General features: G+C 36.2%; 24 protein-coding genes. 8 read left to right on the top strand and 16 right to left on the bottom strand.

Annotation, left to right across the window (positions count from 1 at the left end; genetic code table 11):
• Window positions 1-7: 7 nt before the first annotated feature.
• The 3 genes from ACMHYH_RS01460 to ACMHYH_RS01450 all read right to left on the bottom strand — a co-directional run bounded on the left by ACMHYH_RS01460 (window position 8) and on the right by ACMHYH_RS01450 (window position 3,420).
• On the bottom strand, window positions 8-964 hold the full coding sequence (locus ACMHYH_RS01460) for a glycosyltransferase family 2 protein (RefSeq protein WP_414839633.1): 957 nt from the start codon (window positions 962-964) through the stop codon (window positions 8-10).
• Between the two features lie 34 nt (window positions 965-998).
• Window positions 999-1,826, bottom strand: coding sequence for an ammonia-dependent NAD(+) synthetase (gene nadE / locus ACMHYH_RS01455; protein WP_414839632.1), 828 nt, complete (start codon window positions 1,824-1,826; stop codon window positions 999-1,001).
• 136 nt (window positions 1,827-1,962) lie between these two features.
• A complete protein-coding gene (locus tag ACMHYH_RS01450; protein ID WP_414839631.1) occupies window positions 1,963-3,420 on the bottom strand; it encodes a nicotinate phosphoribosyltransferase in 1,458 nt (485 codons plus the stop codon).
• Between the two features lie 272 nt (window positions 3,421-3,692).
• On the opposite strand from ACMHYH_RS01450, the gene ACMHYH_RS01445 reads away from it, so the two are divergent.
• Window positions 3,693-4,271 carry an NADPH-dependent FMN reductase gene (locus tag ACMHYH_RS01445; protein WP_414839630.1) on the top strand — a complete coding sequence of 193 codons (579 nt, stop codon included), beginning with the start codon at window positions 3,693-3,695 and terminating at the stop codon, window positions 4,269-4,271.
• Between the two features lie 17 nt (window positions 4,272-4,288).
• A complete protein-coding gene (locus tag ACMHYH_RS01440) occupies window positions 4,289-4,720 on the top strand; it encodes a hypothetical protein (protein ID WP_414839629.1) in 432 nt (143 codons plus the stop codon).
• A 74-nt stretch (window positions 4,721-4,794) separates the two neighbouring features.
• Here the strand turns inward: ACMHYH_RS01440 and ACMHYH_RS01435 are convergent, their stop codons facing one another.
• Window positions 4,795-5,325: a hypothetical protein gene (locus ACMHYH_RS01435; RefSeq protein ID WP_414839628.1), complete on the bottom strand. Its 531-nt coding sequence runs from the start codon at window positions 5,323-5,325 to the stop codon at window positions 4,795-4,797.
• Between the two features lie 200 nt (window positions 5,326-5,525).
• Here ACMHYH_RS01435 and ACMHYH_RS01430 point away from each other — a divergent pair, with 200 nt between their 5' ends.
• Window positions 5,526-6,284 carry a GNAT family N-acetyltransferase gene (locus ACMHYH_RS01430; RefSeq protein ID WP_414839627.1) on the top strand — a complete coding sequence of 253 codons (759 nt, stop codon included), beginning with the start codon at window positions 5,526-5,528 and terminating at the stop codon, window positions 6,282-6,284.
• Window positions 6,285-6,309: 25 nt separating this feature from the next.
• Window positions 6,310-6,615 (top strand): hypothetical protein, encoded by a 306-nt coding sequence (locus tag ACMHYH_RS01425; protein ID WP_414839626.1) that lies wholly within the window; start codon window positions 6,310-6,312, stop codon window positions 6,613-6,615.
• Between the two features lie 238 nt (window positions 6,616-6,853).
• On the opposite strand, the gene ACMHYH_RS01420 is transcribed toward ACMHYH_RS01425, so the two are convergent.
• From ACMHYH_RS01420 to groES, 5 genes are all read right to left on the bottom strand, one after another.
• Window positions 6,854-9,943: a type I restriction endonuclease subunit R gene (locus ACMHYH_RS01420; RefSeq protein ID WP_414839625.1), complete on the bottom strand. Its 3,090-nt coding sequence runs from the start codon at window positions 9,941-9,943 to the stop codon at window positions 6,854-6,856.
• Between the two features lie 14 nt (window positions 9,944-9,957).
• On the bottom strand, window positions 9,958-11,184 hold the full coding sequence (locus ACMHYH_RS01415; RefSeq protein WP_414839624.1) for a restriction endonuclease subunit S: 1,227 nt from the start codon (window positions 11,182-11,184) through the stop codon (window positions 9,958-9,960).
• Window positions 11,181-13,748 carry a type I restriction-modification system subunit M gene (locus ACMHYH_RS01410; RefSeq protein ID WP_414839623.1) on the bottom strand — a complete coding sequence of 856 codons (2,568 nt, stop codon included), beginning with the start codon at window positions 13,746-13,748 and terminating at the stop codon, window positions 11,181-11,183. The genes ACMHYH_RS01415 and ACMHYH_RS01410 overlap by 4 nt, the downstream gene beginning before the upstream one ends.
• 327 nt (window positions 13,749-14,075) lie before the next feature.
• Complete coding sequence (gene groL / locus ACMHYH_RS01405) at window positions 14,076-15,698, bottom strand: chaperonin GroEL (RefSeq protein ID WP_414839622.1); 1,623 nt, start codon at window positions 15,696-15,698, stop codon at window positions 14,076-14,078.
• Window positions 15,699-16,075: 377 nt separating this feature from the next.
• On the bottom strand, window positions 16,076-16,360 hold the full coding sequence (groES, locus tag ACMHYH_RS01400) for a co-chaperone GroES (RefSeq protein WP_414839621.1): 285 nt from the start codon (window positions 16,358-16,360) through the stop codon (window positions 16,076-16,078).
• 335 nt (window positions 16,361-16,695) lie between these two features.
• Between groES and ACMHYH_RS01395 the strand changes: the two genes are divergently transcribed.
• Together ACMHYH_RS01395 and ACMHYH_RS01390 are read left to right on the top strand one after the other, a co-directional pair.
• Window positions 16,696-17,349: a lysostaphin resistance A-like protein gene (locus tag ACMHYH_RS01395; RefSeq protein WP_414839620.1), complete on the top strand. Its 654-nt coding sequence runs from the start codon at window positions 16,696-16,698 to the stop codon at window positions 17,347-17,349.
• Window positions 17,350-17,386: 37 nt separating this feature from the next.
• Window positions 17,387-17,593 (top strand): DUF4305 domain-containing protein, encoded by a 207-nt coding sequence (locus tag ACMHYH_RS01390; protein ID WP_414839619.1) that lies wholly within the window; start codon window positions 17,387-17,389, stop codon window positions 17,591-17,593.
• Window positions 17,594-17,607: 14 nt separating this feature from the next.
• Here the strand turns inward: ACMHYH_RS01390 and ACMHYH_RS01385 are convergent, their stop codons facing one another.
• Window positions 17,608-18,264 (bottom strand): redox-sensing transcriptional repressor Rex, encoded by a 657-nt coding sequence (locus tag ACMHYH_RS01385; RefSeq protein WP_414839618.1) that lies wholly within the window; start codon window positions 18,262-18,264, stop codon window positions 17,608-17,610.
• Between the two features lie 291 nt (window positions 18,265-18,555).
• On the opposite strand from ACMHYH_RS01385, the gene ACMHYH_RS01380 reads away from it, so the two are divergent.
• Window positions 18,556-20,508, top strand: coding sequence for an ABC-F family ATP-binding cassette domain-containing protein (locus ACMHYH_RS01380; protein WP_414839617.1), 1,953 nt, complete (start codon window positions 18,556-18,558; stop codon window positions 20,506-20,508).
• 40 nt (window positions 20,509-20,548) lie between these two features.
• Here the strand turns inward: ACMHYH_RS01380 and tsaD are convergent, their stop codons facing one another.
• From tsaD to tsaB, 4 genes are read right to left on the bottom strand one after another with little or no spacing between them, the layout of a single operon-like run.
• Window positions 20,549-21,583: a tRNA (adenosine(37)-N6)-threonylcarbamoyltransferase complex transferase subunit TsaD gene (gene tsaD / locus ACMHYH_RS01375; RefSeq protein ID WP_414839616.1), complete on the bottom strand. Its 1,035-nt coding sequence runs from the start codon at window positions 21,581-21,583 to the stop codon at window positions 20,549-20,551.
• 26 nt (window positions 21,584-21,609) lie between these two features.
• Window positions 21,610-22,098: a ribosomal protein S18-alanine N-acetyltransferase gene (rimI, locus tag ACMHYH_RS01370; protein ID WP_414839615.1), complete on the bottom strand. Its 489-nt coding sequence runs from the start codon at window positions 22,096-22,098 to the stop codon at window positions 21,610-21,612.
• Between the two features lie 7 nt (window positions 22,099-22,105).
• A complete protein-coding gene (rimI, locus tag ACMHYH_RS01365; protein WP_414839614.1) occupies window positions 22,106-22,690 on the bottom strand; it encodes a ribosomal protein S18-alanine N-acetyltransferase in 585 nt (194 codons plus the stop codon).
• Complete coding sequence (tsaB, locus tag ACMHYH_RS01360) at window positions 22,677-23,399, bottom strand: tRNA (adenosine(37)-N6)-threonylcarbamoyltransferase complex dimerization subunit type 1 TsaB (RefSeq protein WP_414839613.1); 723 nt, start codon at window positions 23,397-23,399, stop codon at window positions 22,677-22,679. The genes rimI (ACMHYH_RS01365) and tsaB overlap by 14 nt, the downstream gene beginning before the upstream one ends.
• Before the next feature lie 568 nt (window positions 23,400-23,967).
• Here tsaB and ACMHYH_RS01355 point away from each other — a divergent pair.
• Window positions 23,968-24,162 carry a CsbD family protein gene (locus ACMHYH_RS01355; protein WP_414839612.1) on the top strand — a complete coding sequence of 65 codons (195 nt, stop codon included), beginning with the start codon at window positions 23,968-23,970 and terminating at the stop codon, window positions 24,160-24,162.
• 112 nt (window positions 24,163-24,274) lie between these two features.
• Here the strand turns inward: ACMHYH_RS01355 and ACMHYH_RS01350 are convergent, their stop codons facing one another.
• Both ACMHYH_RS01350 and ACMHYH_RS01345 read right to left on the bottom strand, forming a co-directional pair.
• The gene (locus tag ACMHYH_RS01350; protein ID WP_414839611.1) at window positions 24,275-25,219 is read right to left on the bottom strand and encodes an RluA family pseudouridine synthase; all 945 of its coding nucleotides are present in this window, start codon (window positions 25,217-25,219) and stop codon (window positions 24,275-24,277) included.
• Window positions 25,220-25,401: 182 nt separating this feature from the next.
• Window positions 25,402-26,394, bottom strand: coding sequence for a LacI family DNA-binding transcriptional regulator (locus ACMHYH_RS01345; RefSeq protein ID WP_414839610.1), 993 nt, complete (start codon window positions 26,392-26,394; stop codon window positions 25,402-25,404).
• Window positions 26,395-26,396 lie beyond the last annotated feature (2 nt).

Raw genomic sequence — 26,396 nt, 5'->3', positions numbered from 1 at the left:
GGTTGTGTTACTTGCTTTCTTTCTTTACTTGATCAGTTTCTTTAAGAATATAGAGGGGTCGTTTTTTCGTTTCTAAGTAGGTTTTCCCTAAATACTTGCCCACTATTCCCAGACAAAATAACTGGAGACCTCCGATAGCTAAAAAAATGGTTACAAGCGAGGGCCACCCTGCTGTTGGATCGCCAAAAATCAACGCTCGTATCACAATAAAAACTAGAAACAAGAGTGATATAAAGAAAGAAAAGATGCCAATAAAAGAAGCAAACATTAACGGTAAATCAGAAAAATTAATCACTGCATCTAATGAGTAATTAACTAATCCCCAAAAAGACCAAGACGTTTCTCCGGCTACACGCTCTTTATTTTCATAAGGCAAGTAGTGAGTCTCAAAACCAACCCAACTAAAAATACCTTTTGAAAATCGATTAACTTCACTAACAGACAGAACTGCTTCAACCATTCTCCTAGTCATTAATCGATAGTCCCTTGCACCATCTACAAATTCAGTCTCTGATATTCGATTCATCCATTTATAAAATTGTCTTGCAAAAAAAGAACGTAAAAATGGCTCGCCTTTTCGTGTAATCCGTTTTGTTCCAATACAATCATAAGCCTTTGTCCTCAATAAAGACAACATTTCAGGCAATAATTCAGGCGGATCTTGCAAATCTGCATCCATTACCGCAACGTAGTCACCTGTTGCGTATTGCAATCCGGCATACAAAGCGGCTTCTTTGCCAAAATTTCTAGAAAAAGATACGTAACGCACTCGTTTGTCATCTTTTTTTGCTAATTCTTTTATCACGGCTAATGTCTGGTCTCTAGAACCATCATCGATAAAGATGTATTCAAAATCTGCTTGCTCGAGTTTTTTTCGCGTATTCTCTAATGCCTCATAAAAAAAGGGTAAGGCCGCTTCTTCATTAAAACAAGGAACCACTATTGAAATCCGTTCTATTTTCACGACGCACCCCCTTACTTATCTTAAAAAATAGGTTTTATTTCCAAAAGGTATCAAAAGGTGTAATTGGTAAATGACGCTTGTGTTGCGTTTTAATGTACCACGCTTCTATTTTTTGTGCCGCTTGCTTGTTAATCGTTTTCCCCTCAAGGTAATCATCAATCTCTTCATACGTAACACCCAGGGCTACCTCGTCAGCTAAACCAGGCTTGTCTTCTTCTAAATCGGCAGTCGGAACTTTCAGATACAAGTGTTCCGGTGCATTTAATGCTTTTAACATCGCTCTGCCTTGTCTTTTATTCAGACGAACCAATGGATTAATATCTGATCCACCATCACCAAATTTTGTATAAAATCCCGTTACCGCCTCCGCCGCATGATCTGTTCCAATCACTGCGCCTTGATACGTTCCAGCAACCGCATATTGAGCAATCATTCGTTGGCGAGCTTTAATATTGCCTTTGGAAAAATCACTTATAGCACTATCTGTTTCTTTCAATGCTTCAACCAAAGCATCGACACTCGATTTAATATTGATTCGGACACGTTTATCCGCCTCAATAAATGCGATAGCATCAAGAGCATCTTGTTCATCTGCTTGCTCCCCATAAGGCAAGCGTACAGCTATAAAACGATACGTATCATCGTTTGTTTCTTCACGCAATTCTGTTATTGCCATCTGTGCTATTTTCCCACCAAGTGTTGAGTCTTGTCCACCACTAATTCCTAACACTAACGTCTTTAAAAAATCATGCTTACTCAGATAAGCTTTTAAAAAATCGACACTTCGTCTAATTTCGTCCAAAGCATTGATTTCAGGAGCAACGTGTAGTTCTTTAATGATTTTATCTTGCAAATTTGACATCATTTTTCACTCTCATCTCGTCGTATTTTCTCTGGTTTTAGTATAGCATAGTTCAATCTGTGTCTCTATTTTTTCAATGAATAAGACAAAAAAACCCTTATAAAAAGGGTTCTTCTTTTCACTCTAGTAAACGACTTTATTCTGCAATGTGTTTTTTTATAGCTTTAATCGAATTCATTTTATGGTCATAAGCTTTTTGTGATAAGTCAACCGGATAGGGTTCTGGATTTAAGTTACGTTTATACTCTTCCCATAATGAATTCAAGCTTTTCACAGCATACGTTTTAATCATCCTTAGTGTTGGCATGTTATAAATCAATTGGCCCTTTACAAAAATGTCGACCAATAAAGGACGAGCTGTAAAATTTTTAACGGTTTTATTGATATACGTATGAACCGGGTGGAACATAAACAATTCTTTTGCTTGATCTGGTTTTTCATCCCAAAGTGTGATGTAATCTCCTTCAGATTTCCCATCATTTTTGCTTGTAATACGCCATACTTGTTTTTTACCAGGTGTAGAAACTTTCTCTACGTTACTGGATAATTTCATAGTATCAACCATTTTTCCGTTCTCATCTTCAATCGAAACTAATTTGTAAACAGCACCTAGGGCAGGTTGGTCATAAGCTGTTATCAGTTTTGTTCCCACTCCCCAGACATCAATCTTAGCCCCTTGCATTTTCAAGTTTAAAATCGTTTTTTCATCTAAATCATTTGACGCATAAATCTTTGCTTGTGGAAATCCTGCTTCGTCTAATTGTTGGCGGACTTTTTTTGAAATATAAGCCATATCGCCACTGTCTAAACGAATCCCTAAGAAATTGATTTTATCGCCCATTTCTTTCGCCACTTTTATCGCATTTGGTACACCCGATTTCAAAGTGTCATAGGTATCTACTAAAAAGACACAATCTTTATGCGTCATTGCATAAGCTTTAAACGCTTTGTAGTCATCCCGATACACTTGGATAAGGGAATGCGCGTGTGTCCCACTAGCCGGAATATCAAATATTTTCGCTGCACGAACATTACTCGTTGCATCACAACCGCCAATATAAGCTGCTCTTGTTCCCCAAATAGCCGCATCCATTTCTTGTGCTCTTCTTGAGCCAAATTCTAATACTAATTCATTGCCCACTACTGACTTAAGTAGGGATGCTTTTGTGGCAATCAACGTCTGGTAATTGACGATATTTAAAATAGCTGTCTCAACAAATTGACAGTCTACTAATGGTCCTTCTACTTGAATGATGGGTTCATTAGCAAAAACAACTTCTCCTTCAACCATTGATCGAATCGTCGCTCTAAACTTAAAGTTTGTCAGGTAAGCTAAAAAATCTTCAGGATACTGACCAACTTCTCTTAAGTATTGGATATCGGATTCTGAAAAAGTTAATTGTTGGATATAGGATACGACTCGTTCTAAACCTGCAAAAACAGCATATCCACTTTCAAAAGGATTGTTTCTGAAGTAACATTCGAATATCGCGTTGTTATCTGCTTTTCCTTGTTCCCAATACGTCTGCATCATATTAATTTGATACAAATCCGTATGCAATGCCAAACTATCATCTGGATAGACTTTATTCATCCTATTCGCTCCCGACTAACTAATTTACGTTGCTTTTTTTCACCTCTTATCATACCACAAATGTAAAAAAACAGTTTTTATGATGACGCTTTCTTAGCAAATAAATAGAATTTCTCATTTAGCAACTAGTGGCTTATCTAAAAGAAAGCGATAAACGACTAACCACTTACTCTCTTTTTATTGAAACTTAATCGATTATCACGTATGTTGGGTTTTGTGAATGACAAAACTACTGTATAATAAAGACAGAGTCACTAAAAGGAGGAACGATTATGCTAAAGATTGGAATCATTACCGGAAGTACCCGTCCCAATCGTAAGAGTCTTAAAATCGCTGAGGAACTTAAAAAGTGGGCTGATAAGCGTGAGGATGCTTTATATGAAGTAGTCGATATTGCTGATTACAATCTTCCCATGTACAACGAACCCGTTGCTGCTCTTTATAGTCAAGATTACCAAACGCCTGAGGCTATTCCTTGGGCCGAAAAAATAAATTCTCTTGATGGATTCATTTTTGTTGTTCCCGAATACAATCATGGTCTTCCTTCCGCATTAAAGAATGCGATTGATTATCTTTGCCATGAATATAGAGACAAAGTTGCTGGATCTGTTACTTACGGTTCTCAAGGCGGCATTCGTGCTGGAGAAGTCTTGCGTCTTGTTTTAGGTGGTTTACATGTAGCTGTTATCAGCACTGGCTTATCCTTATCTATTCCAACTGATTTCGATTCTGAGGATAACTTCCTACCTAAAGAGGTTCATGAAACAATTTTTAACAAATTAGTGGATCGCTTGCTTGCATGGGGTGAACCATTAAAAGTTCTACGTGATAACGGGCCAACACACAAATAAAAAAGGACTGATTTAAATTGAAAAAACTAGTATTCGCAGCAACCCTGTCTATTATCGGCTTAACACTAATGGGCTGCGGGCAAACAGCTGACAATGAAACCGACTCTTCTTCTCAAGCAACTAGCTCGAGCAAACAACAAGAAGAAACGGAGCAAGTAGAATACAAAGGAATGGTTAAAGAAGATGGTCTAAAAGAAGAACAACAGATTATCCTAAGCAGTCTGAAACAAACCAAAGAAAGTGACGAGCCTGTTTATTTTGATGAAGTCATTCTATCAGCAGAAGGGGTTCCCATTCTTGATGAAAAGACACAAAAAGAAATCCTTATTGAAGACATAACCGCTGGATCAACGATTACTGTTTTTCTAGTACCTGAACCTATTACAACCATGTCTATCCCGCCTCAAATTCCGGGAAATAGCATTGTCAAAATCTTAGTGAGTGAATGATCCTAACTAAAAAGCGCTGATTCCTCTAATGGAGTCAGCGCTTTTTTATCAGCCTTAAAACTATTTTTAATTCGTTACTGTTTTTTGATTTTTATTCGTAAGATTTTTATCATTAAGAATAAGAGGAGTAGGAAAGACGCTAAGACCATATTCCACTTTATAAAGGTCGCTACTGGTGTTATTGTTTGACTAATGCCAGACTGTATTGGGTACCTTGCCATGACAATTGTTGCTCCGATATTCTCTAAAAGATCAAAAAACGCCGCTATGATTGGAAGAAATACTAGGTAGCTCATGCGCTGATTTCTTGGGATGTATTCCCCTAATTTAATTGTCCACACGACTAGAAATAGTGTATAAACAACGGGCCAAACTAAGTCAAACGTCCACCTCAATAGAATATACGTTTTTCTACCAGCTTCGCCATAACTCTCGGCCAGCTGATACAACTGTAATCCAGAGTAAAGAAATGACTGATCTGGCGATTTGGATTGTCCGATGGCTTCACTTGAATAAGTAGACACTTGTGGAAGGACAAAAACTAAGAAGATGAGAAAAACGACTGATGCACCTATAACCCACTTCCATTGAATTTTCGTTTTCATTTTACTCCTCCTATTTTTTAATTTAGTTAGTCCATTTTTCAAATCATACCATGAGAAAACGTTGTTATAAAAAAGAAAGCCTAAAAACGAAACTTTTCTAACTCTAGAAAAACTCCACCTTCTTGATTTATAGAACATATTTAGCTTAAGAAAGATTCAATGGTACAATAGACTTGAAGCAACCTAGAGGAGGATGCACAATGATACACGTTACATTTAAAGATACTTACACACTTGGCGACATCGTAAATGAAACTAATTTGTTTCTCCATTATCATTATCCAGAGATGCTGATACGCTACGATAGTAATTTTATTGAATTTAAAACGTTGCCTTCGTTGGCTGAATTCGAAGAAGCGGAAAAATACTTAAAAGAGTTCCATCTCAACAAGGGGCAGAAGCATCTGAAATTTTATTTTCCCGAAAACATAAACTTAAGCGATGAACTAAATGCCTATCTGACAGATACGAGTTATGAAATAGGTTTTCTAGAACTGTACACCATTGAGCCAAAGTGCTTTCCTGCAGTAGAAAATAATTCTGAAATAGATAGTCAGCTTGTAACGGATAAAACCTTAGCTATGCTTCTTGATTTGCAATACAAACATTCTCTAGCATATGGAGAGGCCTTTGCAAAGCAAAAAATTGACTTGATTAAACGTCAATTTGTTAACCCAGCTATTCAACAACTGTTAGCCTTTTATAAAGGAGAACCAGTCGGATATTTAGATATCATTATTTCTAGCAAGACAATCGAAATAGATGATTTATCTGTTAGTCAGACTTTCCAAAGAAAAGGAATCGGAAGCCACTTGCAAAGATATGCAATGGACTTATTTCCAGAAAAAACGGTTTTATTGATAGCTGATGGCGAAGATACACCTAGAGAAATGTATAAAAAACAACAGTATAAAAACGTTGGCTTTAAATATGAAGTACAAAAGGTAGAAGAAAACTAACTTAACATAGAAAGGATGTCTTTATATGGATTCAACTGTGGAGATTATACGTATCTTATTGCCTCTAGTACTTGTAGGCGGAATCGCTCTATTTGTTATCACCAGACTTAAAAAGAAATCTAAACAAGGAATACAAAATAAGAAAAAAACGAAAAAAGCTCAAATTTTGTTGGATAGCCTGATCCCTTTAGGACCCATCGTTGGTTCTCTCATTGGACTTTTATTTAGTCTGTTCTTTCCATCTCAATTATCCTTTATCCTTACTTTTGGAGCTGCATTTGGATTATTAGCAGGTTATTTCGCTTATGAGTATTATGGCAATAAAGAATAAAGAATCGATTAATATAAAAGCGGATAGCCTTTTAAACGTTCCTTCTAACTACCATGAACGCATCCATTGAAAGATAAAAACTAAAAGAATTCCTTATGAGTAGCCTATAGCTCACAAGGAATTCTTTTAGTCTAACTATCTTTTTAGCAGGATAGCCCTTTAAAACACTCACAAAAAATGCGAGTGTTTCAGTAATTTTAATTAGTACTAACGGAAACTACTGAGCTAAACCTTATTTTTATAATTTAAATTTTGTTTTAATTTGCGGAACAGTCTTTATGAGATAGGGTGTTAATGCAAAGTTGTGCATCAGTTGATTGCTTCCTTGTTTTTTAGTTGCAGAAGAAAAATCTAAACTTCCTATCAAGTCATCAATAAACGGAATATCTTTTGGCGAAGTGAGTGAATACGCTTCAACAGATTTTTCAAAAACCTCCCCATCTACTCCCCACTCTTTTGCGACTTCGTAAATAAAGGTTTTCTTTTTATCATTCTTCCACTCTTCAAACGCTTGATCAAAATTAATCTCACTCGAAATCTTTCCCGCTTCTAATTCTTCCACGACAAACTCTTTTAATAATTTCGCTTGTTCATTTTCACCAAGGTTACTTAATTCTTCAATCTGTTGGTAAATAATACGCAATGTTTCCGTATCAATAACTTGTCTCCCATTAGTTGAAGTTGTTTTAGAGCCAATTAAATTCAAGATATGATTGGCATCGATAACTTGTGTTCCTGCTAATTTTGTTTTTCCTGCTAGCATCGGAACTGGTGGAGGCAAGGGTAAATCTCCTCCTTCTTCAACTATCAAGTTGCGATAGGCACCTATGTAATAGAACCACGTTCGTTCATCCATTCCAAATGCCTCATCATTCCACTGATATTCATAATATTGTTCAACTAAGTTAAATTGTTCTGAAGCCTCTTTATACGCTTGTACGAATAATTTTTTTGCCTCTTCTAACGGTTGGATGGCTTGCCAATTTGTTGGATCAGGCAATACCTCCCTCATATCAATTAATAGGAGTCTAAACTTTTCACTTGCTGTTAAATAAGGCTCAACAATCGCTTTGCTACTCGTCCCACCACTACCATAGAGTTTTAAAGCAATATTAACCATTTCTTCAGTGATTTTCGGATATTGAAAATTAACAATTGTTCCAAATTCTTTTGTCGAACCGTAAATTCGATTTGTTCTCGAATAAGCTTGAATCAAGCCATGTAGTCCCAACGAGCGATCAACATAAAGGGTGTTTAACAGTTTAGAGTTATAACCCGTTAATAATTGATCTGCCACAATAACAAGGTCAATATTTTTAGGATTACGGCCACTTCCTCCTTTAGCTGCTCGTTCAATAACATCTTCAAAGTAAGCTTCTTCTCCACGTTTTTGATCGCCAACTACAAACTCAATCCCAGTAAACAAGCCGTACTCTTTGAACATATTTTCAATGATCGCTGGATCCATCCGTTCTGCTTCATTGGTCGTACCGAAACTAAATGTCATTACGATATTCAATTGGCTATCTTTTTCTTTCATTTGTTTTTTAAATTCGTCAAAATAAGCCATCACACGTTTTTTATAGGCAACAGTTAAAATCGCATTGAATGTTCGATCTTGAGATTGAGCATCCCACTGGGCCAAAATTTCTTCTACTACTCGTGGAATGTGCGTTTCATCATGATACACTAACAGACTTTCTTCTTTTGCTGCTTTTTCAACTTCTAAATCCGTTAATTCTTGTACTTGTCGTTCTATTGTTCTTTCTTCAGTTTCTGGATGCTCTTTTTTTAGCAAATTGATTAACTGTTCTCTCAAGTTTTCGTAACTACTAAATTCACCAGTATTGATATAATCAACATGAAAGCCTAAAACGTTTTTATCAGCAATCGCTTCTTCAATCGTGTACCGATGAATCAGTGGACCAAATAGTTTTTCTGTTGTATCAATGACTTCACTTTTTTGATTTATTTTTCCTTTAGCTTGATTTTCATCAAACAGTGGCGTTCCTGTGTAGCCAAAAAATAAACTATTCGCACCAAAATAATCTTTAATGGTCCCCATCATTTGTCCCATTGTTGTCCGGTGTGCTTCGTCAATAATAAATACGATTCGCTTGTCGGCTAAATGAGTATCATCTGCTTCAATCAAATCTTTCACTAAACTATTTAGTTTGAATGTGGTTGTGACAACGATACCGCTATTGGGTGAATGCATTATTTTACGTAGTCCGTAAGTATGTTTTGTCCCATCGACAGAAATCGATTCATAGGCTGCGTAAGCTTTAAAATCCTCGCTTGTCCGGCTATCCAACTCACGACGATCTAAAAGAAAGACGACTTTATCAAAGCCGGCTCGTGTCGAAAGAAAAAGGGCCGTTTTAAAACTCGTAATTGTTTTTCCTGAACCGGTTGTATGCCACACGAAACCACCATGAGGAATTCGTTCTTTATTATCCCAGCCAAACGCTGCTCCTTCAACAGCTTGTAAGGCATGGACTTGATAAGAACGCATGAGCATATGTCGCCGATCTTCTTCCTCTTTTGCTTGATCAATAACTAAATAATCTCCGACCATTTGATGTGCCATTGGAATCATCAAAAATTGGCCAATAACTTCTTCCCAATTATTTACTGGGATATTATCTTGATCTGCCCAATGGAATAAAAAGCTTGGGTTAAAATCAAGAACCGTTTTAGGTGTAGCAAAATAACGAGTGGCTACTTCAGAAGTAATCACCATCATTTGTGAAAAGGCCATGAAATTCTTCGTATATTCTCTCTCTTTGTAATACCGTTCAAATTGACTAAAGGCTTCATCCAAGGTTTTATCTGCACGTTTTTGTTCAATATTAATAAGCGGCAACCCATTGATTAGTAAAACTATATCAAAACGGTTGCCATTAGGTGTCGCTACTTCTCTTGCGATACGGTAGCTAGAATCTCCGCCACTTACTTGTGCCTTTTTGAAGATAGTGAGCGTAATTTGTTCTCTTGTCACGCGTGTATCCGCATCTCGGTAAATACCATCTATTTTACCTTTAGATCCTTCCATTGCCAGTAATTTCGCTGCTTCAAAACTATTGGTAATTTTATCCACTTGGGCCATCACTTGGCTAAATTCATTGTCCGTTAAAGGAATACCTTCCAGTTGATCCACGTTAATCCGATTTAATTCACTGCGCCAATGATTGATTAAGTCTTCGGTTGTTACTTTTCGTTTTGTTCCATCTAATTCTTCAGGCGATTCCCATTTAAATCGGTGTAATCTTTCTACAAAACGGTCTTGAAAGCCTGCTTCTGAAATATTTTTCGGTGCATTACTCATTCCATCCCACCTTTTTACACAAACATTTCTTCTAAATATGCTTGCTTCATTTCTTTTAGTTTGTCGAGTTTTTGTTGTTGGTTCGTGATTTTGTCGTCTAGCTTTTTGAAGAACATACCGATTGCTTGTTGTTCTTCGAAGCAAGGATAGCCGCTTTCAAAATTTTTAACATCTGAATTCGATAAATTTGTTTGACCAACTCCACCGTCAAATTTCAAGAAATAGTTATTTCTATTCATCAATTCTTTAAGAAAATAAGAATCTGTATTTTCTTTAGGTGAGATACCAGCTACACGTTGATTTAAAGTAAATAATCTATCATCTTCTATTAAAAATATTTTTGCTAGAGCTTTACCATTTGGAATATCACTAAGCACAAAAGCTAATTCTCCCTTTTTTAAAGACTCAATTTGTACATCGGAAAATTTTTTAACACGACCATTTGTAGACACGAACTTTGAGTTAACGATAATATATTTACCACTATCTACTACATTTCTTTCATGGGCTTTTCCACTACGATAATCTGCTACTTTATTTAATTTTTCCTGCTTCCATTCATCCGTAAATCCTGCAAATCTTCTTTTTGGTGCTTGCTCACCTTCAGTGGGAAACATCTCAGCAAGATAACCAAATTTTAGAGCTTTTGTTTTTTCTAACTTATACTGTTCGAGAGAAATCATTTGATCTAAGTGCTTAAAAAACTTTCCGATTTTTTGTTGTTCCTCTTGCTCCGGTGTATTTAACTGCATCTTCTTTATGTTCGCTTTTGATATCCCAAATACCGAAATTCCTGTCCCAGTTTTATAGCTAAATTTCTTAAATAAATTTGTTTGTGAATAGTAAAGATAGAATTTAGAGTTTAAATTTTCATTCGGTGTAAATTTGAACGTGTGTAATCCAGCTATTATTTTCTTATTACCAATTTGTTGAATAATAATCGTTTTTCCTAAGTCAACGTAATCTTCAGAAGCATCTGCTATAACCACGTCATTTTCTTTTAACAGATCGAATTCACCTTGAACTGATAACGAAGGAACTATAGTATTTTTAGTAATAAATCCAGTGTACTTGACGTGTATATCACCATAATGAATATGATGATATTCCCCATCACCTTCTTGAGCTCGTGAGTATGAATATGTTTTACCAAATTTTCCCATATTTTCTAGCTTATTTAAATTCCACTCTTTAGTAAAATCTTTGAATCTCCTTCTGGGTGCTATTTTTTTTTCTTTCAAGACTCACTCACCACCAATTGCTGCATCATTTCTTCTAATTCTTGCTCTAATTTGTTTCCTTCTTCTTCTAAAGTAGATAATGTTTTAGAATAACGATTTCGTAGTTGTTCTAATACGGCTAATTCTTCTGTTAAAGGATTTTCAACTAAGCGCATCACTTTAGAAACGAGAGAACCAAACCACTTTTCATGCATAAGGTCATCAATTTCTTCATTCGTTAACGTTTCAATACGTGATTCAGTTGCTTGTTTTAATTCTTGATCTAGTCTCTTTACTTCACGATTTAATATTGTTTTTTCATTTAAGAAATCTTCTACTTTTTTCAATAACGTATAGTCTGTATTTCCTTTTGTAGCTTCTTTTAATAACGAGCGAACTAGACCAATTGTGAAGGCATCTTCTTTCTCATTTAACGCTTCACTCAACGCACTTTCTTCGTCACTATCTTCCACTTTTACTGCTTCGACTAAATCCATTAATTCCGCTTCAACTTCAGAAAGTCTTGCTTCTTTTTCTTCTATTGCAACAACATCTTCAGAAAATAACTGTTTCTTGATTAAATCATTCGATACGATACTGCCTATCCAACCGTCTTGTTCTTCTCGTTTTTTCTTACCTGTGCCTTTCGTTACCATTAATGGTACTCGAGTACGACCAGCAGTATAGAAATCAGTCAAAGCAATAATCTCTGCGTCTTCAGTCAGTTTTTCTTTCCAAATTTCAGCAATAATTTGGTAACCATCGTATTCATTTATGTGCTTGAATGCCAATAGTAATTCCTTAATCTCTAGCAACATCGCATCACGAAGTTCAGTAACCCCATTTACGTCATCGATTATTTTTAATAATTCCCAATACTTATCTAGATAAACTTTTAATTGTTGCTCAACTGCTTTTGATTTTTGACTAACATGATCATCATTCAACACTTTTTTTGTTAATGCTGCTACTGGTTCTGTTAGTTCAACATACCCACTACGAACTTCTTTCAACGCTTGTTCGATAATCATTGGAACAGATTCTTGTAATACCTTTAATTCTGCAATATTTTTAAAAGGAATTCCTCCACACAAGTGTGCATCTACATCATGTGAAACTTCTCCATCAATTGTTTCAATGTAACGCGGAATATTTAAGTTGTAGTCATTTTCTACAATTTCATCTCTCGTTGCCAAGTGACTATAGCCAACTTCTTCACTACTCGTCGCATAAGTATCTACGATTTTAGCAATATCTTTTTCTTGTAAAACGTTTTGCTTCCCCTCTTTTACAAATGTTTTAGAAGCATCAATCATCAGTACAGGTGCGCCAAGTGGGCGATTTTTTTTCAAAATAAGTACCGTAACTGGAATACCTGTGTTTGTAAATAATTTATCTGGAAGACCAATGATGGTATCAATATAATTCTTCGCTAATAATCGTTTACGTATTTCGCCTTCTGATCCTCCTCTGAATAGCACCCCATGAGGCAAGACAATCGCCATTGTTCCTTGTTGACCTAAGTGGAACAGTCCATGTAAAAGAAAGGCATAGTCTCCTTTTGAATCAGGCGGTAAAACTCCTGCGACTTCAAACCGTGGGTCACTGATTTTTAAATTTGATTTGTTCCAATTCTTTACTGAGTATGGTGGATTCATTACGACTGCATCAAATTGTACACCATCATTAGGACGCTGCGGGTCTTCTGGCCAATCTTCTGCAAGTGTATCGCCATTGCTAATCGTCATTTTCTCTGGGCGTACACCATGAAGCAAGAGATTCATTCTAGTTAAGTTATAGGTTGCTGTATTTTTTTCTTGGCCATAATACGCTAATCTTTTTTTCTCATCTTCTGATAAGTATTTACTCACTGTTAATAAAAGCGAGCCTGAACCAACTGTTGGGTCATAAATCGATTTAATTGATTTTGTTTTAGCAACAATTTGGGCCATAACTTCACTTACTTGTGGTGGAGTATAGAATTCCCCTGCTTTCTTTCCAGACTCCATTGCAAATTGCCCAATTAGATATTCATATGCATTCCCTAATACATCTCCCTTTTGCAAGGCGACCATGTTCAAATCAGCAAAAAGTAAAACCAATTCTTTTATATTTTTATTTCGTTCATTTAAGTTGCTGCCTAAAGCCGTATCTGTCAAGTCAAGAGTAGAACTTGAGAATAATCCTTTAAAGTCATCTGAATCACCTGTTACAGCGATTGTTCTCTCGAAATTATTCAAACTATCGGTTACTTTTTGAACTTCAAATTCACCTGTACGGATAGCGCTAATCCACGTTTGATATAAGTGTTCTGGTAAAACATAATATCCAAGAACATCAGAAATCATCTTTACAAGTTGATCTCCATATTGCTGGTAGTTTTCATGATAAGCTTCAATCACTTCTTTTTCGGTCTGTTGTTTCATACCGCTCGTCATTCTAAATGTATCGATTGTTTTATCACTTAAAAATTTGTAAAACATAAGTCCTAACATGTAATCTTTGTATCGACTGGCATCCATCGACCCTCGTAACTCATTGGCGCCATCCCATAATCTTCTTTTTATTTCATCTGATGTAATCATATTTATTCCTCCGTATGTATCCAACAACTGTTGGTGCGTATTTTTTCTTAATTAATGAGATAAGGTGGATTGGTTTATTTCACTTTAAATCAGTCTAGTTTTAGTTCTTTAGCGCTTACTTTCTTACCCTTATTAGAGTGAATTACGTACTATCTTTTATTATAACCTACTCAATCTTACCATAATCACTAGTCCAAAATCTTCTATAAAAAAATACTATTACTCTATAAGCAAAAAAGACTTGGCGCAAGTTAGTAAACTTACGACAAGTCTTTTCTAGTAACTATTTTACACTTTCATTCCTTAATACTAGAGAGTTGACTCTTCTTACATCATACCGCCCATTCCTTGATCCATTCCCATTCCAGCTGGTGCATCTGGCATTGGTTGGTTAGCGACAACAGCTTCTGTTGTTAACAACAGTGCTGCGATACTTGCTGCATTTTGTAACGCTGAACGAGTAACTTTAGTTGGGTCAACAATTCCAGCTTCAATCATATTGACCCATTCATTTGTTGCGGCATTGAACCCAATACCCATTTCAACTTGTTTCATTTTTTCAACGACAACAGCGCCTTCTAAACCAGCGTTTGTCACGATTTGACGGATAGGCTCTTCTAGAGCGCGCAACACGATTTTTATACCAGTAGCGACGTCTCCTTCTTCTTCAAGCTCGGCAACTTTTGCTTGAACATTGATGAAGGCTGTTCCTCCGCCAGATACGATTCCTTCTTCTACTGCCGCACGAGCTGCATTTAAGGCATCTTCAATTCTAAGTTTACGCTCTCTTAATTCTGTTTCTGTCGCTGCTCCAACTTTAATAACGGCTACTCCGCCTGAAAGTTTAGCAAGACGTTCTTGTAACTTTTCGCGATCAAAATCAGATGTTGTTTCAGCAGCTTGAGATTTCAATAAAGAAACACGTTGCATGATCGTCTCTGAAGAACCTGCTCCTTCAACAATTGTTGTTGAATCTTTTGTCACAACAATTTTAGCTGCATGTCCTAATTCAGTGATGCTTGTGTCTTTCAATTCAAGTCCTAAATCTTCTGTAATAACTGTTCCACCGGTTAAAATAGCCAAATCTTCTAACATTGCTTTACGGCGATCACCAAATCCTGGCGCTTTTACAGCTACAACGTTGAACGTGCCACGCAATTTATTTAATACTAGCGTTGGCAGTGCTTCACCATCAACATCGTCTGCAATAATTAAAAGCGGACGACCTTGTTGCAAGATTTGTTCTAATAAAGGCAAGACATCTTGGATGTTTGAGATTTTTTTATCCGTAATTAAGATGTATGGATTCTCTAAAACAGCTTCCATTTTATCGTTGTCGGTTACCATGTATTGTGACAAGTAACCACGGTCAAATTGCATTCCTTCAACAACGTCTAATTCCGTTTCAATTCCTTTAGACTCTTCAATTGTAATTACGCCATCTTTGCCAACTTTTTCCATTGCATCTGCAACCAATTGTCCAACTTCGCTGTCTCCAGATGAGATTGCCGCAATTTGTGCGATGGATTCTTTGGTTTCAACTTTTTTAGAAATAGCTATTAATTGTTCTACCGCTACTTTAGTAGCTAGTTCGATTCCACGACGAATGCCGACTGGGTTTGCTCCAGCTGTGACGTTTTTCATACCTTCACGAACGATTGCTTGCGTTAATACTGTAGCGGTTGTTGTTCCGTCACCCGCAATATCGTTTGTTTTTGAAGCCACTTCAACAACTAATTTAGCTCCCATATTTTCAAAATGATCTTCTAGTTCGATTTCTTTTGCGATGGTTACGCCATCGTTTGTAATTAATGGTGAGCCATATGCTTTTTCAAGTACAACGTTTCTTCCTTTGGGTCCTAGTGTTACTTTGACAGTATCTGCTAAAATATCCACACCACGTAACATAGCTGCACGAGCGTCTTCTGAAAATTTAATATCTTTTGCCATTTCTACTTCACCTCATTCATATAGTTGTGTTTCTTTTCGTTGTTTCTCTTCATTTTTTTGATAGATCCACACAAGCCAGCTTTTTTATCAGCCTGTTTCAATCAGAATTCTAAAAAAGTGAACAAGTTAAAGAGTGAAATCAGGCTGTTTGTCCACTAATCCGTCTAGACGAACAAGTCTAATCTTATTTAGTTGCTACTGGTCCATTTTTATTCTTTTTAGACAAGTAGCAGACAAGCAATTCTATTCTTGTCCGTTTTTTATTGATTTATCCAAGTCAGAGATAACTAGTTTAAACTTGTCCACTATTATTTAAACTACGCTGAACTAACTCGCTATCATTATTACTTTAATAGGTAAAGCCTTATTCGTTTAGCCTATTCAACAATGGCGATAATATCGCGTTCATTTAAGACAAGAAATTCTTTGCCATCGTATTTAACTTCTGTACCTGTATATTTTTCAAATAAAATAGTGTCGCCAACTTTTACTGATAAGTCGACTTTTGATCCGTTTTCCAGTATGCGTCCTTCACCTACTGCAATGATTGAACCTGTCTGAGGTTTTTCTTGCGCTGAACCTGGCAAAACAATCCCGCTGACAGTCTTTTCTTCTTCTTTAGCGACTTCAATAATGACACGCTCTCCTAATGGTTTTAACACGTAAATCCCTCCATTTTTCTTATCTGATTTCCCGTTTAGCACTCTTATCACAAGAGTGCTAAACCACTCTTTTATAATAAGCAACTTCACTCTTAATTGCAAGCCTTTTAACTCTTCGAAACCACTTTTTTCTTTATTATTTGGTGAACTTCCTCATTTTCTAGACGTAAAATCAGGCAATATTTTACCTTTTTAGATGTATCTTATGTTATACTGACAAATGAAACTTATTTGATTATCGAGAAACCTTAGTTTTTTTCTCACTAAATAAGCCAATACCAAGGATTTAAATAAAGAAGTTTGTTGCTTCTAAAAAAGAAGGTCTAACGTCAGTTATGAAAAAACGAATGAAACAAACATCTATTTCTATTATACTAACTTACATCGCAGCTCAATTCTTACCCGCTTTAATTTTAGCTGTAGCTCCTAGAACCTACCAAACAGAGGCCTTAATTTATGGCTCTATTTTCTCTTTTACTACAGGTGCGCTAGTTATGCTGGTGCTAAATCGAAAGTCAACCATCAAAAATAGCCTAACGTTAAGCCCTTCAGCCCCTTGGAAAGAAGTCCTAATGTGGGGATTGATTGGAACACTGATGGCTTTTGCTTCTCAATTTATTGCAACGCTTATTGAATCACAAATACTAGGTTTGACAATGGAATCTGCTAATACACAAAATTTGTTAGCAACAATCAATAAGTACCCTTATTATCTGATTATTGTTTCTATCATGGCACCTATAATGGAAGAATTTGTTTTTAGAAAAGTAATTTTCGGTTTTTTCTATGACTTAACAGGTGTTGTAGGCGCAGCTGTAATCAGTTCTTTACTGTTTGCTTTCATTCACGCTGATAGCCATATCCTACTTTATTCATCAATGGGATTTGTTTTCTCTTATCTTTATGTCAAAACAAAGAATATCGCTGCACCGATTATTGCACACGTTTTAATGAATACCAGTGTCGTTTTACTCAATTTATTCCAGTAATAAACAAGGTTAGTAGAGAAAGGAATTTCAATTATCTATGAATAGCAAAAATTTTATCTTGCAAATCGTTTTTAATTACATCATGTCTATTGTCTTCATTTGGTTCACAATCAACTCTGTAGGCACTGAAGGCTGGGGACTTTTCCCCATTTTATTTGTTTTATTTGCTACAAGTGATTTCGTGCGTGCATCTAGATTATTAGAAATTTATTTGCAAATAAAAAAAGGCGATAAACCTAAATAGGTTTATCGCTTTTTTCATTCTTGCTCTAATTCTGGCTCTTCTTTTTTATAATGATCTAAGAAATAAATCAACGTTTGCAATTCGTTTGTTAAATCAACATTTTGCACGCGCATGTCATCTGGCACAGTGATACGAATCGGCGTAAAGTTCATGATTCCCTTAACACCAGCTTTTTGTAATTCATTGGCTGTCTCTTGAGCAACTTCAGTCGGTACCGTTAAAATAACAATTTCGATTTGTTGAATTTTAAGCTGTTCTACCATATCGCTCATTGGATAAACAGGTACACCACTTAGTATTTTTCCAATCAAGTCTTCACTGATATCAAAAGCTGCACTGATTCTCATATTGTTGCTTTGATGGAAATTATAGTTCAATAAAGCATGTCCCAAGTTACCTACACCAACTAAAGCGACGTTAGTTAATCGATCTTGTTTCAATGTTTTACTAAAAAAGTTCATCAAATTTTCTACATCATAGCCGTATCCTCTTTTTCCTAAAGCTCCGAAATAAGAAAAATCACGTCGAATCGTTGCACTATCGACCTTCACTGCTTCGCTTAGTTCTGTTGAAGAAATACGGTCTTTACCTGCATCATGCAAAAAACGCAAGTAGCGGTAATAAATCGGCAAGCGCTTTGCTGTTGCTTTTGGTACTTTTGGTTTAGTCATTTTTTTCCTCCATTGTATTTTATCATTACCTTTTCCTTAATATTTTCACAAGTATATCCTATCAACTTGAATTTCACAAACTTTTTTACTCAACGTCTTTATTATAGCATCATTTATAGATAAAGATAGTCCACTTCCTTAACTGGTATTGCTCTTTCTCTCACTATATCTTATTATACATCCTTAAAAAAACTTGCTTGTGAAGTGAGCTTTTTTTATTTACTAGAGCAATATCAGAATTTACAGTTATATGATAAACTAGAGGAGAGAATAATGAAATGAGGAAATAGAATGATTTTATTACAAGTCCAACACGTCGCTCGTTATTTTGGAGCAGATGTCTTATTTGAAAACACTTATTTAGAAATTCAAGAAAATTCGAGAATAGCTTTAGTCGGTCGAAACGGTGCTGGTAAATCTACTTTGTTAAAAATGATTGCCGGAATTGAGCAACCTGATGCTGGACAAATCATTAAGAGCAAACAAGTAACTATTGGCTATCTTGCACAAAATACTGGTTTGCATTCAACTGATTCTATCTGGAATGAGATGCTAACGGTTTTTGAACCCGTTATCCAACTAGAAAAAGAGATGCGGAAAATTGAACGGCAACTTGGCGACTCTGAACTCTTAGCCGATGAAGCCTTGTATCAAAAAACGTTAGAACGCTACGACCAGTTGCAACATGATTTTAAGCTAGCTAATGGTTTCGGTTACGAAGCAGAAATCCGTTCTGTTTTACATGGCTTTCGTTTTTATGAAGAGGATTACCAAAAAAATATTCATCAATTATCTGGTGGGCAAAAAACACGGCTAGCTTTGGCAAAATTATTGTTAGAAAAAAGAGACTTACTCATTCTAGATGAGCCAACCAATCATTTAGATATCGAAACACTTAACTGGTTAGAAAACTATTTGCAAGCTTATCAAGGAGCGTTACTCATTGTTTCGCATGATCGTTATTTTTTAGATAAAGTCGTCAATGAAGTATACGAAATTAGCCGCCAAAAAATGGTGCATTATAAAGGCAACTATTCTAAATATCTTGACTTAAAAGCCGCTAATCTCGAACAAGAATGGAAAGAATACGAGAAACAACAAACTGAAATCTCAAAACTAGAAGATTTTGTTAATCGAAATTTAGTACGAGCTTCCACTACTAAGCGTGCACAAAGTCGGCGCAAGCAACTAGAAAAAATGGATCGGATGGATCGCCCTCAAGGTGATGAAAAGTCGGCGCACTTTCGCTTTCAAACAGAAAAAGAAAGTGGGCATGTGGTTTTATCTTTAAGTAACGCAGCGATTGGTTACGAAGATGAGATTTTATCTTCACCTATTGAATTAGATATTCGTAAATATGACTCTATTGCTTTAGTAGGGCCAAATGGTATCGGAAAATCTACTTTATTAAAATCATTGATTGATGACTTGCCTTTAATCCAAGGAGAAAAACAAACTGGGACCAATGTTGATTTAGGCTACTACGATCAAGAACAAGCCAATTTGAACTCTAGAAAAACCGTCTTGAGCGAACTATGGGACAGTCATCCAACGACTCCTGAAAAAGATATTCGCAGTATTTTGGGTAGCTTTTTATTTTCTGGTGATGATGTTGAAAAATCTGTTACTAATTTAAGTGGTGGAGAAAAAGCCCGCTTAGCGTTAGCAAAATTATCTATGAATCGTGACAATTTCTTAGTCCTTGATGAACCTACTAACCATTTAGACATCGATAGTAAGGAAGTGTTAGAAAATGCTTTAATTGATTTTGATGGGACGCTCCTGTTTGTTTCACATGACCGGTATTTTATCAATCGTTTAGCTACTTCCATCGTTGAATTATCACCTGAAGGCAGCACACTCTATCTTGGTGATTACGATTATTATGTTCAAAAAAAGGCGGAACAAGAAGAATTAAAATTACTAGCCTTAGAAGAACAAGAAAAAAATAGGCCGTCTCTTGAACCTGTTGCAACGAGTAAAAATCACCGTGAAATAGATAAAGAAGCACAAAAGAAAGTTAGGCAACTCTCGCGTCAAATTGAAGGGTTAGAAACGAAGATGGCTGAAATTGAAGAACAAATCGAGGGAATCGAAGTCCAATTAATTGATCCTGAAGTATTTGGTGATCATGTTAAAGTGCAAGAAATAAATGGACTGCTAACCAAGTTAACTACAGAAAATGATGCATTAGCAACAGAATGGGAAGAAAAAAGTCTCGCCTTAGAAGAACTAGAAAACTAAAAAACACGACTGGCTGTTTAAAACATCCAGTCGTGTTTTTTTAGTTTTCGTCATAATAATCAAAGGAAAGTCCTGGTTGTGCATTTAAATCGTATCCACTGAATTCTTTTCGCTTAAACTTAATGTAAGCAGCTGCACCAATCATCGCCGCATTGTCGCCACATAAAGCTAATGGTGGAACCAATAAGGCCACATCGGTCAGTTCTTCTTTGACTGCTTTAGTCAAAGCACTTCTTAATCCTTTATTAGCTGCAACACCACCAGCCATCACTACTTGTTTGATCTCTAATTCTTTAGCTGCGCGAAGCGTTTTACTAACCAATACGTCTATCACACTTGCTTGGAAACTAGCTGCTAGATTTTCAGGGTTCAATTGCTCCCCTTTTTGATCTGCATTGTGAACGAGATTAATAAACGAACTTTTTAATCCACTGAAACTAAAATCATAGGTATCATCTTTTAGCATAGCACGTGGGAAATGATACGTATCTTCACCCTCATGCGCCATCTCATCGATTCGTTTCCCGCCAGGATAGGGCAAACCTAATACACGACCAACTTTATCATAAGCTTCTCCAGCTGCATCATCACGTGTTTCACCAATGATTTTGAAATCGCCGTCTTCTTGCATGTAAACTAATTCCGTATGTCCACCACTAACGACTAATGCCAATAACGGAAAAACTAGCGGCTGGACCAATCGATTCGCATAAATATGACCCGCCATATGGTTAACCGCAATCAACGGTAAATCATGTGCAAAAGCCAATGCTTTAGCCGCATTAACCCCAATCAATAAAGCGCCAACTAAACCTGGACCATTAGTCACGGCAATAGCTGCTAAATCACTGTACGTAACTTCTGCTTCGGTCATTGCTTCTTCTATGCATTGTGTTATTTGTTCCACATGATGACGACTAGCAATCTCAGGGACAACTCCACCAAAGCGCATATGACTTTTAATCTGTGATGCGATGATATTAGATAACAGTAAATGCCCATCTTGGACAATAGCAACACTGGTCTCATCACAACTTGTTTCAATCGCTAAAATTAACTTTCGTTTAGACTCCATGCCTTCACTCTTTCTCTTTTACATTTTTATTCTTCTACTTGTTCCATGTATTGCATCACAATCGCGTCTTCAACCGGATTATGGTAATAATTTTTGCGAACATCGACTTCAACTAAACCAATTTTTTGATAAAGTCGTCGCGCCGCTTGATTAGACGAGCGAACTTCTAAAAAGAGTTGTCTCATTCCTTGCTCTTTTAAATAAGCTAAACAGGCAAACAGTAAATCTGTTGCAATCCCTTGTTGCTGGTATTCTTTTCGTACACCAAAATTAGTGATTTCTGCTTCGCCTAAAAAATGCCTGTAACCGATAAATCCAATAATTTCTTCCTCTTTCAGGGCTAAACCATATCCTGCTAAAGGTGTTTCCAGATCTGTTTGAAAGCTCTCAACTGTCCAAGGTGAGCCATTAGGGTAACTATTTTCTGCACTATCATAAAGTTCTTGACTCGTTATCGTTGTGCTTTCTGGAAAAGCAATCTCAATTTTTCTCTTTATACCATTACATGGACTCATATCTTCCTCACATTCTTAAAAGTGGTAAACTCATCTCTAACGCATCCTCATGATCGCCAGCATAGTACCCTTTTTTTATTCCAATTTTTTTAAATCCTATTTTTAGATACAGTTTTTGTGCTTGTTTATTTGAAACTCTTACTTCCAAACTGACTTTATCCATCTTTTGTTGTACGGCTAAATAAATGACTTTTTTTATTAACAAGTACGCTAGTCCATTTCTACGTTTTTCTGGAACAACAGCAATATTTGTGATGTGTGACTCGCCATCAACAAACCACGTTCCAATAAACGCTACAGCTTCTTTTTCATCTCTAACAATCAAGTATAAGGCTCTTTTATTATGCGTTATCTCTCTTCTTAAAGCTCCTTCACCCCAAGGTGTTGTTCCGTTGTAACTCAATGTTTGAATACGTAAAATATCAACAATATCCTCTTCTGTTGCAATACTTAATTCAGCAAACTGTCCATTATCTAGTTCAACCATTGACTTTGGAAACTGCACTTTTTCAGCCAAGGTACTTGTTTGAAGCCTCTTACTTTCCTTGATACTAGCTTTTTGTGTCTCGAGCCACTTTTTAAATCTTTTCAATATAAGATTCCTCCAGCTGATCTGGGTGTTCTTTACGCCAATTTTCCTCCGCCTCTGCTAGTTTCAAGTAATGAGGCACTAGTGTATGAACATCTACAGGTTTTTCTTTTAACCCCAATAAACCAACGACACTTCCCTTTGGTAAATGATTTTTTAAAGAGGCCGCTACTACTCGATCGCCTAATTCTTGCTCAAAAGTTTGTTGGTGCAACACTCGGTCTTCTCCAATTAATTCAATCGTACCAGGTAGTGTTTTTAAATGACTGGCCCATTTTTCTGCCGAAACGTGTGTATCTGGCTCAATTTGAACCAATTCGCCAGCTTCCCATCTATATAAACCTGTATAAATATTGCCCCGTCTTGCGTCAAATAAAGGGACTAAATAATGAGTTGATTCCTCGCAGTTGCCTGCTAAAATAGCTAAACTTGAGACACCTGTAATGTCTTTTCCTAATGTCCAGGCTAATGTTTTAGCGATTGTTACACCAATGCGCAATCCTGTATAAGAACCAGGACCTTGCGCAACGGCTATGCGATCTAAATCAGCCGGCTGCCAGCCCACTTCCGCTATTAATCCAGCAATAGCAGGCATTAAACGTTGGCTATGATTGCCTTTTATGTTTGTTGTTCGTTCTCCAATAACTTTTTGATTCTCTAAAACAGCGACGCTCATCGCTTGATTGGAAGCGTCAATGGCTAATAATTTCATCTCTAAACGACTCCGTTCTTTTTCTATTTCATCTGCCTAAATGTGTTCCTTTATTTTAGCACAAATAGTAAAATAAATTAAGTGGCCTCGAAAGGAAGACTACCGTAGGCTATTTTTTTCAACCGTAGAAAAATAGAGATCGTTCTAAAGAGACCAGTCAGCACGCATTAGTTTGAACTGAGCTTCAATTGTGGTTATATGGACCAGTTAAGCACTTTTTAGACCCGAATCGTCCACTTGTATCCTATTTTAAACAAATCAAACAAACAACGACCTTCACTTGTCTGTTTTCAAACAAAATGGACAAGTGAAAGAACAAAATTACTCTACTCGTCTCCTTTCAACCAAATTAGCTTTTCCAAGTCTATCTCTTTAATCTGTTAGCAACATAAAAGCCGTTAAACTAATTTGGTCTAAAAAAGCTTATTGTTTGATTTTTTTTTAAAATAAGGTATGATTCAGTTATAGAAGTCGTTCACATTTTAGACGCAATTCAATTTATTCTTTTAAAGAACGTTGCGTAGCAATGACTACTATACAATAAATTATTTACTAGGAGGATGATCGTATGACGGACAAAGATAACGGAATGAAAGATAAATTAAAAGGTATGAAAGATAAGGCCGTTGGTTCAGCTAAAGATGCCTATGGTGATGCAACAGATGATTTATCTAAACAAGCAGAAGGTAAAGCACAAAAGGCTAAAGGCGAAGTCGAGAAAAAAGTCGGAGAAGCTAAAGAAGACTACAACGACCGCAACTAATGTTACAATCCACAGAGAGTGCTGCAGTATGGCACTCTCTTTTTTATTTGAGATTCTTTCAAAAAAAGCCAAGCACTCTTTTAAAAAGAGTGCTTGGCTTTTTTTCTGCTTCTTATTTTGAATGAACTGAAAATACTTTTGGTACTTTAGCTTTAAAACGAACTAACTCACCAGTTGTAGGATGAATAAGCGCTAATGTTGTTGCATGTAGTCCAAGACGTTTCAGTGGACTTACCGTAGAGCCATACTTCTTATCGCCTACAACGGGATGACCAATTTCCTCCATGTGTACTCGAATTTGATTTTTCCGGCCTGTTTCAAGTTGAATTTCTACTAACGTAAAGGCGTCATTCGATTTAATCTTCTTGTAATGCGTGATAGCTCGCTTTCCACCATTATCAAACGGGCTAGAGAAAACGTGCATAGCTTTATTTTCAGTCAACCAAGAATCAATTGTTCCTTCGTCTTTTGTTATGACTCCTTCAACTAATGCTGTATAGATTCTTTCCTTAACAATGTCTGACCAATTTTCTTGTAGGGCTAATTTTACTTCTTCACTTTTCGCAAAAAGCATCACGCCTGAAGTATCTCTATCTAAACGATGAACCACAAAAACTCTATTTTTCTTGTTGTCTTCTTTAACATACGTAGTTACTTGACGATAAGCGGTTAAATCATGCTCATTTTTAGAAGCCATAGAAAGCATACCCGCTTCTTTATTGATAACAATAATATCTTTGTCTTCAAAAAGAATACTCACCCCAACTAAAGCTTTTTCTTTAATCGCTTCTTTATTCGAAACAATCGATACTTTTTGTCCTGGAGATAAAGGGTAATTATGCTGTTTGATGTTTTTTCCATCAACCCACACTTGGCCTCTTGTTAAAACTGATTTTATAGAATTACGACTATTTTTAACTTTTTCTTCTATTAAAAACTCTAACATCTCTATTGGTTCTTTAACGGTATACTCAGTCGCTTTTGCTGTATCCTTGTATTGGAATGATTTTTTTTCTATTCTTTTTTTATTCGTTGATTTAGGATTTCTTTTTACCATGTGCTCACTCTCTTTCGTGTTTGATTCATATTTTATTAAGACTAACGGTACTTTTATCCGTGTGTTCCTTCTCTTGCACAGTATAACGGAAAAAGACAAAAAAATAACCTAAAAACTGAATCTACTCGTATAGAGAGTGGATTCAGTTTTTAAGATTAATGGTTAATCGAACAATAAAAAGTTTAAGACGTACTTCCTCGTAAAATTAAATCCGTTGATAAGGTAATTTTTTTAGCTACTTGACGCTCGGAATCTATTCGATCCATTAATAAGTCAAAACCAACTTCTCCCATTAATTCGGTGTAAACCTTAACCGTACTTAACGTCGGATAAACGTATTTAGCCACGCTAATGTCATTAAAACCAATAATTTCAACTTTTTCTGGTACTGAAATTCCAGCTTCTTGCAGTGCACGAAGCGCACCAATTGCTAAAGCGTCATTGGCAATAAAGAAAGCCGCTGGCAAATCTTCTCCCAATTCACGAATGGCTTGTTTCATCAGTTGATGACCCGATGCTACATTGAATTTCCCTGTGAAAAAGAATTTCCCTTGATACAATTCTTTTTGGCGTAAGTACGATTCAACTAAGATAGACCGTTTATCCGGTGGGGTTTGTGTCTCTTTTGCATAGTGCTCTTGTCCACCAATAAAACCAATCTGCTGATGGTTTTTCCCAGTTAAATAATCCATAACCGAATAGACTGCTTGCTCAAAATCGACGACTACCGAGTCCATTTTTTGACCCAATAAATCAAAATCTATAAAACAAATATTTTTAGTCCACAATACAAGTTGATCTATTTGAGTGGTGCTAAATTTCCCAATAGCAACAATGCCCTCAATATCTTTTTTGGGCTCAAAAAGACTATCTTGAAAATAACGTTCAATTCCATAGCCTTCTTCTTCAGCGCGCTTTTCTACACCCAAACGAATCGATAAGTAATACAAGTCATCTAGCTCTTCTTTTTCTGTATACCATTGAACAATTGCAATTTTACCTTTTTTCTTGCCTTTTTTCTTTTGGTACTTAGTATATTCTAATGCTTCTGCTGCTTCAAAAATTCTTTTTTTAGTATCGTCGCCTACAGATAATGTCTCATCGTAATTCAATACGCGAGATACAGTGGCACTTGAAACATTTGCTTTTTCAGCAATGTCTTTAATCGTGGCCATTC

It is taken from the genome of Carnobacterium sp. TMP28 (genome assembly GCF_047553015.1).
In the GTDB taxonomy this organism is placed as follows: domain Bacteria; phylum Bacillota; class Bacilli; order Lactobacillales; family Carnobacteriaceae; genus Carnobacterium_A.
This window is presented reverse-complemented; position numbering and strand designations above follow the sequence as displayed.